Annotated in this window: 10 protein-coding genes; 2 read left to right on the forward strand and 8 right to left on the reverse strand. The window is 75.3% G+C overall.

The window, feature by feature from the left end; all coding sequences use genetic code 11:
• Positions 1 to 153 precede the first annotated feature (153 nt).
• Positions 154 to 1,830, forward strand: a complete 1,677-nt coding sequence (locus tag ACFHW0_RS18730) for a PP2C family protein-serine/threonine phosphatase (RefSeq protein WP_416609315.1) — start codon at positions 154 to 156, stop codon at positions 1,828 to 1,830.
• Here the strand turns inward: ACFHW0_RS18730 and ACFHW0_RS18735 are convergent.
• The gene (locus ACFHW0_RS18735) at positions 1,777 to 2,310 is read right to left on the reverse strand and encodes a MarR family winged helix-turn-helix transcriptional regulator (protein WP_416609317.1); all 534 of its coding nucleotides are present in this window, start codon (positions 2,308 to 2,310) and stop codon (positions 1,777 to 1,779) included. The two genes, ACFHW0_RS18730 and ACFHW0_RS18735, sit on opposite strands and share 54 nt — an antisense overlap.
• Before the next feature lie 96 nt (positions 2,311 to 2,406).
• On the opposite strand from ACFHW0_RS18735, the gene ACFHW0_RS18740 reads away from it, so the two are divergent.
• A complete protein-coding gene (locus ACFHW0_RS18740) occupies positions 2,407 to 3,537 on the forward strand; it encodes a PP2C family protein-serine/threonine phosphatase (RefSeq protein WP_416609318.1) in 1,131 nt (376 codons plus the stop codon).
• Between the two features lie 42 nt (positions 3,538 to 3,579).
• On the opposite strand, the gene ACFHW0_RS18745 is transcribed toward ACFHW0_RS18740, so the two are convergent.
• The 7 genes from ACFHW0_RS18745 to ACFHW0_RS18775 all read right to left on the reverse strand — a co-directional run bounded on the left by ACFHW0_RS18745 (position 3,580) and on the right by ACFHW0_RS18775 (position 12,315).
• The gene (locus ACFHW0_RS18745; protein ID WP_416609320.1) at positions 3,580 to 5,061 is read right to left on the reverse strand and encodes a sugar transferase; all 1,482 of its coding nucleotides are present in this window, start codon (positions 5,059 to 5,061) and stop codon (positions 3,580 to 3,582) included.
• A 213-nt stretch (positions 5,062 to 5,274) separates the two neighbouring features.
• Positions 5,275 to 7,035 (reverse strand): VWA domain-containing protein, encoded by a 1,761-nt coding sequence (locus ACFHW0_RS18750; protein ID WP_416609322.1) that lies wholly within the window; start codon positions 7,033 to 7,035, stop codon positions 5,275 to 5,277.
• A gap of 143 nt (positions 7,036 to 7,178) precedes the next feature.
• Positions 7,179 to 8,216, reverse strand: coding sequence for a lactonase family protein (locus ACFHW0_RS18755; RefSeq protein ID WP_416609324.1), 1,038 nt, complete (start codon positions 8,214 to 8,216; stop codon positions 7,179 to 7,181).
• Between the two features lie 132 nt (positions 8,217 to 8,348).
• Positions 8,349 to 8,951 carry a GTP-binding protein gene (locus ACFHW0_RS18760; RefSeq protein ID WP_416609326.1) on the reverse strand — a complete coding sequence of 201 codons (603 nt, stop codon included), beginning with the start codon at positions 8,949 to 8,951 and terminating at the stop codon, positions 8,349 to 8,351.
• Positions 8,932 to 9,321, reverse strand: coding sequence for a DUF742 domain-containing protein (locus tag ACFHW0_RS18765; protein ID WP_366644250.1), 390 nt, complete (start codon positions 9,319 to 9,321; stop codon positions 8,932 to 8,934). Before ACFHW0_RS18765 ends, ACFHW0_RS18760 begins: the two co-directional genes overlap by 20 nt.
• Positions 9,311 to 9,730 carry a roadblock/LC7 domain-containing protein gene (locus ACFHW0_RS18770; RefSeq protein WP_121399545.1) on the reverse strand — a complete coding sequence of 140 codons (420 nt, stop codon included), beginning with the start codon at positions 9,728 to 9,730 and terminating at the stop codon, positions 9,311 to 9,313. The genes ACFHW0_RS18765 and ACFHW0_RS18770 overlap by 11 nt, the downstream gene beginning before the upstream one ends.
• Entirely contained in the window at positions 9,730 to 12,315 is a 2,586-nt protein-coding gene (locus tag ACFHW0_RS18775; RefSeq protein WP_416609329.1) for a nitrate- and nitrite sensing domain-containing protein, read from the reverse strand. Before ACFHW0_RS18775 ends, ACFHW0_RS18770 begins: the two co-directional genes overlap by 1 nt.
• Positions 12,316 to 12,363: the final 48 nt, after the last annotated feature.

A 12,363-nucleotide genomic window follows, 5' to 3' on the forward strand; every position in this document is an offset into this window, starting at 1 on the left:
CCAGCATGCGCACAGGTCGACAGACCGGGGCGCCCGGCGAGCGGCGGTGACCGCCGCTCCCGGGGGCGGTAACACGGGCCCGGCCGACGGCGGGCAGCCCGCCCGCTCCCGCTCCGGCCTCTCCCCCGACCCCGCACGCCCCTCACCCGGGAGGTGCTCGACGGGCTCACCGAGGCGGTCGTGACCGCCGACCGGGCGGGGCTGGTGACCCTGGTCAACGCGATGGCGACCGCGCTCCTCCCCGAGGTCGTGCCCGGCACGGACCTGCACAACTGTCCGATACCGGCCATGGCCCGGTCGGTGGGGGCCGGGGCGGACAGCTTCGACACCGAACACGGCGGTCGCCGGCTGCGCGGCGTACGACGCGACCTGGCCGACGGGCGGCACGCCTGGTATGTGCGGGACGTCACCGAGGAACACTCGCGCGCCGAGGCGCTGAGCGTCGAGCGGTCCCGGACGACGTTCCTCGCCCAGGCCGGCAGCCGCCTCGGGCTGTCCCTCCAGCGCGAGCAGACGCTGCGGACCACCACGACCCTGCCCGTGCCCTACCTGGCCGACCTGGCCATGGTGGTCGACCTGGCGCCCCCGCCCGCGCAGGGCCAGCCGCACTGGATCCGGTACGACGGGGTCGACCCGGCCCCGGTGACCGGGGTGGCGACCTGGTCCCTGACCGGCTCGCTGCCCGGCCTGGCCGAGGCGCTGGCCGGGCACGCGGTCGGCCCTACCCCGTGGCCGGACGGGGAGACGGCCGCCCTGTCCACGGTGCTTCCGCCCGGCTTCGGCCGACCCGGCACCGTGCTGGTCAGTCCCATGCGGGGCGCCGGACGCACCACCGGCGCCCTGGTGCTGGTCCGCCGCGCCGGGCGGGCCGGCTTCGCCCGGCGCGACGTCGAGCTGGCCCGGGAGTTCGCCGCCCGCGCGGGCGCGGCCCTCGGCGCCGCCGAGCTCTACGGCGAACAGGTCCACCTGGCCCGGGTGTTGCAGAACAGCCTGCTCCCGCCCGTCCTGCCGGCCGTGCCGGGCGCCACGCTCGCCGGCGGGTACCGGGCGGCCGGCGACCGGCTGCGCATCGGCGGCGACTTCTACGATGTATTCCCCATCCCCGGGGGCGCGATCTTCGCCCTCGGGGACGTGGCCGGCAAGGGTGTCGGCGCGGCCGTCCTCACCGGGCGGGTCCGCCAGTCCCTGCGGACCCTGCGCCTGGTCGAGCAACGGCCGCTGGAGTTGATGCGGCTGCTCAACCAGGCGCTCTTCGACGCCCCGGACGCGGCCCGCCGCAGCCAGTTCACCACCCTGCTGCTCGGCACCCTCGACGCCGCGCCCGACGGCGGGTGCACCGTCCGGATCGCCGGCGGCGGCCACCCGTCCCCGCTGCTGCTCCGGGCCGACGGTGGGGTCGCCCCCGTCGCGGTCGGCGGGATGCCCGTGGGCGCGCTCGCCGCCGCCCGGTTCGCCGAGGCCGAACTCCGCCTCGTCCCGGGCGAGCTGCTGCTCGCGTACACCGACGGGGTGGTGGAGGCCCGCGGCGGCCCCGGCGGCCAGGAGATGTTCGGCGAGGAACGGCTGCGCGCGGCGCTGGCCTCGGCCGCCGGGCTGGCCCCGGCCGCGCTGGTCGACCGGCTCCTCGGGTCCGTCGACGAGTGGCTGGACGGGCAGAGTCAGGACGACATCGCGATGCTGGCCGTCGCGGCGGCACCCCCCCTGACCGGCCGAACCGTCGCCGCCGGCGCGCGCCGGACCCCGTCGACGCGGGAACGCGTGCTCCCTGCGCCCGGGTCAGGCCGACCTGGCCACCCGCGGGCCGTCCCCCGGCCGCTCCTGCGTCGGTAGACCGACCGGGCGCTCGCACGGCACTGCCGGCCAGGGGCCGGCGGCCTCGACGGACTGCACGGAGGCGTTCCGGTGCCGCGCCGCCTCGTCGAACTCCCGCATGCCCCGCAACAGGGCCCGCCGCCCCTCGTCGGTCATGTCGGCGAGGATCGCCGCGAGCTGCTGACGCCGGTCGTCCCGCAGCTCGGCGAGGAGCCGGCGGGACTCCGGGGTGAGGTGCAGCGAGATCTCCCGCCGGTCGAACCGGCCGGGCTCCCGTTCCAGCATGCCCGCCGCCACCAGGCGGTCGCAGAGCCGGCTGGCGGAGGAGAGCAGCATGTCGAGCCCGGTGGCCAGGCCGCGTAGGTTGATCCCCTCGTGCTGCTCGACCAGCATGATCGCGCGCAACTGCGCGCCGGAGACGCGACTGGTCGTCCGCTCCCGCGCGGCCTCCCAGACCGTCAGCAGGGCGTCGGCCACCGCGTCGAGCTCGACGGCCATACTCGTCTCGGGTCCGGAGGGACCGTGCACATCCGCCATGGTGGGCCCGAGACTACTCCGAATCCACATGTCTGGGCTCGTGACGAGGGAGTGATGATGAGCGAACCGGTCAACCGGGCACGGCAGGTCCTCAACGAGGCGCCCGCCGACCTGCTGCTGGACCGGATCGCCGACGTCCTGGCCGCGGGCTACGGGGTCGCCCGGGTGGAACTGCTCCAGGTCGACTACCGGCTGGCGGCGCTGCTGCCGCTCGTCGGCGACGAGCCCGTCACCGCGCCGGGGCACCCCGCCTGGCGCTGCTTCGACCACCAGGCCCCGATCGTCGCCGACGGCACCGGGTACCTCCCGGTGTCCATGCGAGGGGAACGCCGCGGCGTACTGGTGGTGACCCCCGCGCCGGCCCGCCCGGCCGCGCTCGACGAGCTGACGGAGATCGCCACCGCGCTCGCCCACGAGATCGCCGCGGTCACCCCGGGCACGGACGTGTACCGGTCCGCGCGGCGTAGCAGGCGGCTCACCCTCGCCGCCGAGATGCAGTGGGAGATGCTCCCGGGCCGCAGCCGGACCCGCCCGTCGTTCCGCCTCGCCGGACAGCTGGAACCGGCGTACGCGGTGCGCGGCGACAGCTTCGACTGGTCCGACGACGGCAGCCGGGTCTGGTTGGCGACCATCAACGGCACGGGCGAGGGGGTGGCCGCCGCGATGCTCACCTCGCTCGCCACCCACGCGCTGCGCAACGCCCGCCGGTCCGGGCTCGGCCTCGCCGACCAGGCGGCCCTCGCCGACCAGGCGATCTACGACCTGCACCGGGGAGAGCAGCACCTCGCGGCGTTGCTGATGGAGCTGGACCTGCGCTCGGGGCTGCTCACCGTGGTCGACGCCGGGTCGCCCCGCCTCGTGCTGCTGCGTGACGGGCAGGTCCGGGAGCTGCCGCTGGAGGCGCAGTTCCCGCTCGGCATGTTCGAGGCCACCGACTACCGGGAGCAGCGCTTCGAGCTGTGCCGCGACGACCGGCTCTTCGTGGTCAGCGACGGCGTCATCGACGCCACCGGGCAGGACGTCCGCTACGGCGAGACCGCGCTCGACCGGTTCCTGCGCCGAACCGGACCGATGGAGCCGCTGGACGCCGTCCGCTCGCTGATCGGCGACCTGCGCGCGTTCGTCGCCGGCGACCTGACCGACGACGCGGTGGTGGTGTGCCTGGACTGGACGGGCCCGAAGGACTGAGCGTCCGGCCGGCGACGGCGGGCGGAAGGCGATGCGCGGCGCTCAGTACGCCCCGCGGCTGTTGACCACCGCGCCGAAGGTCTTCCAGAGGATCGTCAGGTCGGCCGCGAGCGACCAGTTCTCCACGTAGTAGAGGTCGAGCCGGATGCCGTCCTCCCAGCTCAGGTCGGAGCGGCCGCTGACCTGCCAGAGCCCGGTCATGCCCGGCTTGACCAGCAGCCGGCGGGCCACGTCGCCGTCGTAGCGGGCCACCTCCGAGGGCAGCGGCGGGCGGGGGCCGACCAGGCTCATGTGCCCGAGCAGGACGTTGACCAGCTGCGGCAGCTCGTCCAGCGACCACTTGCGCAGCAGCCGCCCGATCCGGGTCACCCGCGGGTCGTCGCGCATCTTGAACATCAGGCCGTCGGTCTCGTTGCGGGCGGCCAGCGCGGCCAGCAGGGCGTCGGCGTTGACCACCATCGTGCGGAACTTGTAGACGCCGAACTCCCGCCCGCCCTGCCCGACCCGGATCTGCCGGAACAGCACCGGCCCCCGGCTGTCGACCTTGATCGCCAGCGCGACGACGGCCAGCAGCGGCAGCAGCAGTGTCAGGGCCACCGACGAGACGGCCCGGTCGACGAAGCCCTTGACCAGCTTGCGGGCCCCCCGGAACTCGGGCGCCTCGACGTGGATCAGCGGCAGGCCGGCGACCGGCCGGGTGTGGATGCGCGGGCCGGCGACGTCGGTCAGCGCCGGGGCCACCACCAGGTCGATGCCGGTGCCCTCCAGCTGCCAGCCGAGCCGGCGCAGGCGGGTGGCGGTCAGCTCGCCGGAGGCGGTCACCGCGACGGTGTCCGCGCCGATGGCGGTGGCCGCCTCGGGGATGCCCCGGAACGACCCGACCACCGGCACGTCGCCCAGCCGCTGCGCGACCGGGGCGAGCAGCGCGTCCGGGATGCAGGCGCCGACCACCTGGTAGCCCGCGTACGGCTCGCGCCGCAGGGTGTGCACCAGCTCCAGCACGTGCGCGGTGTCGCCGACCACCAGCACCTTGCGTGACCAGCCGGCGCCCTCGGAGCGCGCCCGGTGCAGCCGTTTGCGGGCGGCGAACCGGGCCAGCTCCAGGCCGAGCATGCCGACGGCGAACGAGATGCCGAGGAATCCCCGGGAGACGCCCACGTCGGCGATGTAGCCGGCGATCGCGATGCCGCCGGCGAGGCGCAGGCTGGCGGTGCCGACCCGCCGGTACTCGTCGGCGCCGTAGCCGAGGACGCGGTCGTCGTAGCAGCGCAGCACCCGCAGCGAGACCAGCCAGGCGAGGACCAGCCCGGGGGCGACCAGGACGTACGGGATCTTCGAGCCGCCGGGGGTGTCGTCGCCGAACCGGGCCACGTATCCGACGAGCACGGCGACGGTCAGGACGGTGGTGTCCAGCACCACCAGCGAGCGGACGTAGGCGCGCTCGCGGGTGCGGGCCGGCCCCGGCCGTGGTTCGTCCGGTCTCGACGACGTGCTGGCGGGGGTCAACAGCGTCGCTGAGGTCACCGGCCCTCCCCACTTCGGTCGCCGACGGCCCGTACGCCGGGCCCGGGTCGCGGGCCGGCCGTAGGGGCACCAGGACATCGTGCCCCGACGACCACGCTCGCCGATTGTTTCGGACGCATTACCGTCACTACTTTCCCCGAGGAACCCCTTGCGGGGAAAGGGCCCACGGCACCGGATCCCGTGCGGCGGGTCCGCCCCGCGCTGCGTTGCGGCTCAGGCCGGGGCCTTGCGCAGCGCGATCGCCTTGAGGAAAATGTCGCCGATCTTGGTCGGGTCCTCAGTGACGAAGGCGCCTCCGCCGGTGACGTCGGTGATCGACTTCAGCTCGGCCTTGCTCACGTCGCTGCCGATACCGATGATCACGACCTGCACCGGCCGCTCCGGATCCTTGATCTTGTTCAGCTCGCCCAGCAGCTTCTGCTGCGAGATGCCGTCGGAGTCCTCGTTCTTGCCGTCGGTGAAAAGCACGATCGAGTTGACCCGGCCCGGCTCCCAGTTCTCCTGCACCTCCTGGTACGCCGCCAGCACGGTGTCGTAGAGGCCGGTGTCGCCGTCCGACGACCGGATCGAGCCCAGGGACTGCTCCAGCTTGCCGCGCTGGCGGGACAGCGGCCCGATGGCGAGCAGTTCCCGGTGGTCGCGGGCGCCCACCAGCTGGGTGGAGAACGTCCAGAGACCGATCGACCAGGAGTCGTCGAAGAGGTTCAACCCCCGCCGGGCCGCCTCGACGGTCACCTGCTGCCGGGTCGCGTTGCCGGCGTTGGCCACCTTCTCCTTCATCGACCCGGAGACGTCGATGACGGCGAGCATCCGGCCGGACTGGGTGGCGATCGACCAGCTGGAGACCGCGCGCTCCATGGCCTGCGGGTCGAGCCCGCCCGGAGCCGATCCGCCGCCGTTGGCCGGCGGGGCCGGCGCGCCGCCAGCCGGGCTGGGCGCGCCCTGCGGCGCGTCGAAGCCCGCGCCCCAGTTGCCGTCCGGCGCGCGCAGCGACCGGCTCGCCAACTGGTCACGGAAGTCGTCGGTGACGAGCACCTCGTAGAGCACCCTCGCCGCCGCCGCCTTGGCCGGTTCGATGCCGGGCAGCACCGCGTACGGGTAGTCCAGCGGCGCGGGCGCCGGTTCCAGGTAGAGCGCGGCCAGCCGCACCGGCGGCTTCTTGCTGTTGTACTGGATCACGTCCACTTCCGAGAGCGCGGCCGCACCGAGGCTGCTCGCGATCGTCGTGGGATCCGAGGCGGTGGGGAACCGGGCGAGCAGGTCCGGCCGCAGCGCCGAGCGGTCGGTGGCCAGCGCCCGCAGCGCGGCGACCTTCTCCTTCTCCGCGTCGGGGCCGCCGGAGGCGCTGGCGGCGGCCGTCAGCGAGAGCAGACCGGACAGGCCGGCGGCGTCGCGGGTCGGTTCGACGATCCCGGTGCGCAACGGCTTGTCGCTCTGCACCTGCTGCAGGAGCTGGGTCCAGCTGAACTTCTTCTGCGGCCACCCCAGCCGCGTGGCGATCGGCTCCGGCATCGCCACGACCACCGGGCTGCGCGCGATGGACGCCCCGTTGCCCGGCTCGAAGGCGGTGGCGCCACCGGTCTTGAGCCGCAGCAGCCAGGTGGAGGAGTCGGGCACCCAGACGTCCGGGCTGACCGACGTGCCGCTGGCCTGCCCCACGCCGGCCAGGGTGACGCCGTGCTTGGCGGCGACCGTCGCGGCCACGTCGACCGGATCGGACGCCGCGACGTTCACCGCGATGCAGGTGCCGCCCACCGCGGCGCCGTCCTTCACCCACCGCGCGGCGGCGGCGTCGACCGCCGGGGCCAGCTCGGCCGCGACCGCGACGGACAGCTCGATCCGCCCCGAGCAGTTCGGTTGCGCCAGCTGCTGGTAGCCGAACCAGCCGCCGGCCGTGACGGCGAGGACGCCCACGGCAGCGGCGGCGGTGGCTGCGTGAAGATTCGTACGCATGCGATGGCGGCCTGCTGACACGGTGACCATCTTGCGGACCCGTCGGGACGACTGCCACGGGCCGTTCGGACGAAAGTTACGCAGGAGAAATAGTTGATCGCCAAATTGCTACGCTGAGTGACCACGCCGCGTCGTCGCGTCAATCTCGCCGAGATGATGCCTGGTCAGGGCACCACACAGGTGGGGCTCGCCACAGCCACCGGCTCCCCGACGGGAGCCGGGACGCCGGTGCCCGGGTCCACCCGGAGCACCCGGATCATGTCGGCCCGTTCGTCGGCGACGTAGAGGTGCTCCCCGACCAGGGCGAAGTGCCGCGGCCACTCCCCGCCCGTGTCCACCTCGGCAACCAGCTCCGGCAGCTCGCCGGCGACGGCGAAGACCGCGACGGTGCCCACCCCCCGGTTGGCGACGTAGAGGAAGCGTCCGTCCGGACCGACCGCGATCTCCGACGGCTGGACGGGCCCGGGCCGGTCGCTGGCCTCGACGCGGCCCCGCTGGTGCAGCGCACCGTCGCCGGTCAGCTCGTAGGCGGTGACGGAACCGTCCAGCTCCCCCGCCACCCAGCAGCGCCGCCCGTCCGGATGCCGGGCCAGGTGCCGGGGACCGACGCCGGCGGCCGTGCGCACCCGGGGTGCCCGGGGCACCAGCCGGCCGGAGGCCGCGTCCAGGTCGTAGCGGTAGATCGAGTCGGTGCCCAGGTCGACCGCGAGCAGCGGGCCCTGGCCCGGGTCGGGGTTCACCATGTGGGCGTGCGCGCGCTCCTGGCGCTCCCGGTCCGGCCCGTGCCCCTCGTGCTCCACCAGGTCGCTGCGCTCGCCGGGCACCCCGTCGGGGTCGAGCGGGAACACCGCCACGCTGCCGCCGCCGTAGTTGGCCGCCACGAGGTGGCCGCCGTCCGGGACGACCGCCAGGTGGCAGGGCTCGGCGCCCCCGGTGGGTCGGGTGCCGAGCGGGGCGAGGTCGCCGCCGGCCCCGACGCGGAAGGCGCTGACCTGCCCGTCGGGCAGCTCGTTCACCGCGTAGAGCACGGGCAGCCGCGGGTGCCGGGCGAGGAAGGAGGGCGAGGGGGTGACCGCGACGGTGCCGAGCGGGGTCAGCTCACCGGAGCCGGGGTCCCGCCGCGCCGCCACGATGCCGGTGGCCCGACCTCCGCTGTGCGCCGTGTAGCCGCCGATGTGGACGATCTCGTGCTGACCTGTCACCGTATCCGCCCTCCGCCGATTCCTCCGTCGATCCCACCAGCCTTCCCACCCGGCCGCCCGCTTAGCCCCGAAAACCCCCCCCGATCGCGGCGGCCCGCCGGGCGACGCCCGCCGCGCCGCCGCCGCGCCGGCTCAGGCCGCCGGCACGGGCTCGCCGCGCTGCCGGGCCACGTGCTCGACCAGTGCGATCAGCACCTCCTTGCCGGACTGCCGCTCCCGCGCGTCGCAGAGCACCAGCGGCACGTCGGGGTCGAGGTCCAGCGCCTGGCGTACGGACTCCAGGTTGAACCGGCGGGCGCCGTCGAAACAGTTCACCCCCACCACGAACGGGACGCCCCGCTGCTCGAAGTAGTCGATGGACGGGAAGCAGTCGGCCAGCCGGCGGGTGTCGGCGAGCACCACCGCCCCGAGCGCGCCGAACGCCAGCTCGTCCCAGAGGAACCAGAACCGGTCCTGGCCCGGGGTGCCGAAGAGGTAGACCTGGAGGTCGTCGTTGATCGTGATCCGGCCGAAGTCCATCGCCACCGTGGTGGTCGACTTCGCCTCGACGCCGGAGAGATCGTCGGTGCCGATGCCGGCACCGGTCAGCACCTCCTCGGTCTGCAACGGCCGGACCTCGCTGAGCGCGCTCACCAGCGTCGTCTTGCCGGCGCCGAACCCCCCGGCGATCAGGATCTTCAGCGCGAGCGGGATCCGGGTGCCGGATCCGGTTCGGTCATAGCGCACGGAGTCCACTGACCACCGCCTTGAGGATGTCGTCGTCGGGCAGGTACGCGGCGGCCGTCGGCTGGTGCACCGCGACCAGCCCCCGCGCCAGCAGGTCGCCGAGGAGCACGCGGACCACGCCCACCGCGAGGTCGAGGTCGGCCGCGAGCTCCGCGACGGGGACCGGTCGGGCGGCCAGCTCCACCAGACGCCGGTGCTCTGGGTGCAGCTCCGGGTGGACGGTCGGGTCGGCGGCCGCCTCGGCCAGCACGTACGCGACCAGGTCGAAGCCGACCGCGCCCGACCGGACCCGGCCGCCGGTGAGGGTGTAGGGCCGCACGACCGGACCGGCGTCGTCGTCCAGCCACTCGTGCTGCGGGCCGGGCGACTCAGCCCGCATCGGCGGCCCCCGCCGTCGTCCGGGCCGGGGCGCTGAGGTTCTCCCCGACCCGCGTGACGAGCATCGCCATCTCGTACGCCACGAGGCCGATGTCCGCGTCCGCTTCGGCGACCACGGCCAGGCAGGCGCCCTGCCCGGCCGCGGTGACGAAGAGGTACGCCGACTCCATCTCCACCACGGTCTGCCGGACCGCCCCGCCGGCCACCTGCCGGCTCGCGCCCCGGGCCAGGCTGGAGAAGCCGGACGCCAGCGCGGACAGGTGCTCGGCGTCGGCACGGTCCATCCCGGCGGAGGAGCCGATCAGCAGCCCGTCCGCCGAGAGCACCACCGCCTGCCGGGCGGGCGGCACCCGTTCCACCAGCTCGTCGAGCAACCAGTCGAGATCGGCGCTCTGCCTCGTCGGATGCATCAGGCGTCCCTCTCAGTCGCGGTCATGGGTTCGGTGTCCACCGGCCGCTCGGCCGGCGTCGTGCTCTGGTCCTCGCGCGGCGGGTCCGGCCGCTCGGCGGCGGCGGGGGCGGCATCCGGCGGGGTCGTCCCGGTGGCCGCCGCGCGGCCACGGGCGGTGCCGGCCTGGAGGGCGGACATGATCCGCCGCGCCTCCTCCGGGCTGCGCGGGGCGGGACTTGCGATCACCGGTTGCCGCAGTGTCGGGCCGTCCAGCGCGGACCGCCCCGTGGCGTCCCCGACGGACGGCTGCTCCCCGGTCGTGTTCGGGTGCCGGGGCCGGACCGCCGGAGGCCGCCGGCGCACCCGACGGGGCAGCCCGTCGATCTGCCCGGCCGCCTCGACGGGGGTGGGACCGCCGGCAGCCGTCCCACCCGGGTCCGGCCCGCCGGAGGCCGCGCCGTCCGGGGCCGGACCTCCCGTGGCCGCGCCGTCCCGGCGGCCCGCGGACGGTACGCCGTCCCGGGCCGGCCGCGCGGAGCCCGTGCCGGCGTGCGCGGCGCGGGAGGAGGCCGGAGCCCCGGTGGAGGGCGCCGTGGCGGGCCCGGCGGAGCGGCCCGGTCGGGGCAGCGTGCCCAGCCGGTTCGCCCGGGCGAGTCGCCGCTCCTCCGGCGTCGCGGCGGACCGGGGCGCCACCGGCGGGCCGCCGGTCGGGGGCAGGGCGGGCTCGTCGGTGACCAGGTCGGCGGGGATGAGCACCACGGCCGTCAGCCCGCCGCCGTCGGACGGGCGCAGCCGCACCCGGACCCCGTGCCGGGCGGCGAGGCGGGCCACCACGAAGTGTCCGAGGCGGGCGGTCTCGGACGGCTCGAAGTCGGGCGAGCGGGCCAGCCGCCGGTTCGTGTCCTCCAGCGCGGCGGCGGACATGCCCAGGCCCCGGTCGGTGATCTCCACCGCGTAGCCGTTCGCCACGTGCTGCCCGGAGACCTCCACGCGGGTCTTCGGCGGCGAGAACGCGGTGGCGTTCTCGATCAGCTCGGCGAGCAGGTGGATCACGTCGCCGACGGCCCGCCCCAGCACGCCGGCGGACGCCACGGCGGTGATGTCGACCCGGTCGTACGACTCGACCTCGGAGATCGCGCCCCGGACCAGGTCGACCGTCGCGACCGGGTTGCGCCAGCCCCGCCCGGGGGCCGCGCCGGCCAGGATGACCAGGTCCTCGGCGTGCCGCCGCAGCCGGGTGGCGAGGTGGTCGACGCGGAACAGCTCCGCCAGTTCGTCCGGGTCCTCGGTGTGCCGCTCCATCCGGTCGAGCAGCGCGAGTTGCCGGTGCACCAGCCCCTGGCTGCGCCGGGCGATGTTGAGGAACACCTCGTTGAGCCCCCGGCGCAGGGTGACCTCGTCGACGGCCGACTGCACGGCCGTGCGCTGCACCTCGGTGAACGCCCGCGCCACCTGGCCGATCTCGTCGCCGCCGTACTCCAGCGGGGGCGCCTCCCGGGCGACGTCGACCTGCTCGCCCCGGCGCAGCCGGGCCACCACGTCCGGCAGCCGGTGCTCGGCGGTCTCCAGGGCGGCCGTGCGTACGCCGCTGAGCCGGTGGGCGAGGTTGCGGCCGACCCGCAGCGCCACGAGGACCGAGACCACGACGGCGGCCAGGCCCAGTACTCCGGCGGCGGCGAGCCGGACCAGGATGCGCACGGCCGACGGCACCGACCGCTCGGCGAGCCCGTCGGCCTGCGCCAGCTCGAACTCCCGCAGCGCCTCGTGCACCGCCTGGTAGCTCTCCTGCCAGGCCGCCGGGTCCACGGCCGGCCGGGTGGCGGAGCCGGGACCCACCAGCGTGTCCTGCATCGCCCGCAACCGGCCGAAGGCCGGCCCCTCGGTCATCCGCTGGAACGCGGCGCGCTCGGCGTCCGGCAGGTCGGCGATCGCCGTCTCGGCGAGGAACCGCTGGTTGGCGACGGTTTGCACCAGCTGGAGGTGCTCGCCGTCGGCGAACCGGCCGGCGGTGAACGCCCCGGCGAGCAGGGCGTCGGTCTGCCCGAGCAGCTCCCGGGAACGGCCCAGCCCGGTGACGGCGAGCGCCTGCCGGTTGAGGTCCCGGTCGGGCAGGTTGGCCATCGCGGAGAACGCCTGGAAGGCCGAGTTGATCATCCCGCTGTAGAGCCCGACCGCGCCGGCCCGGTCCACCGCCCGCCGGTCGATGAACCCCCGCCCGGCGGGCAGCGCCTCCAGCGCGGTGACCAGCTGGTCGAGCCGGGCGTCGAGGATGTCGTCGGCGGCGTCGCGCAGCTCCTCCCCGGCGACCCGCCGGCGCAGCTCCGCGATCGCCCGGTCGGTCCGCTGCCGCTGCTCGGCGAGCCCGGGAGCGGCGTCCTCGCCGGCCAGGTGGACCACCGAGAGCCGGCGCTCCCGTTGCAGCTCGGCCACCACCGTCTCGCCGGGACGGCCGAGGTCGTAGAGGAGCGTCCGGGCGGCGAGCAGATCGAGGGCGGGCCCGAAGGTGAGCGTGGTGGCGAAGATCCAGAGCGCCAGCAGCGCGGTCACCGGCACGACGACCAATGCGGTCAGCTTCGAGCGGATCGGCCAGTCGCGGGTGTTCAATCAGACCTCGCCCGGAAGGTGTGGCTGCGGGGGCGCCGGCGCCGGCCG

The sequence above is a fragment of the Micromonospora sp. LOL_025 genome (assembly GCF_048060285.1).
In the GTDB taxonomy this organism is placed as follows: Bacteria; Actinomycetota; Actinomycetes; order Mycobacteriales; family Micromonosporaceae; genus Micromonospora.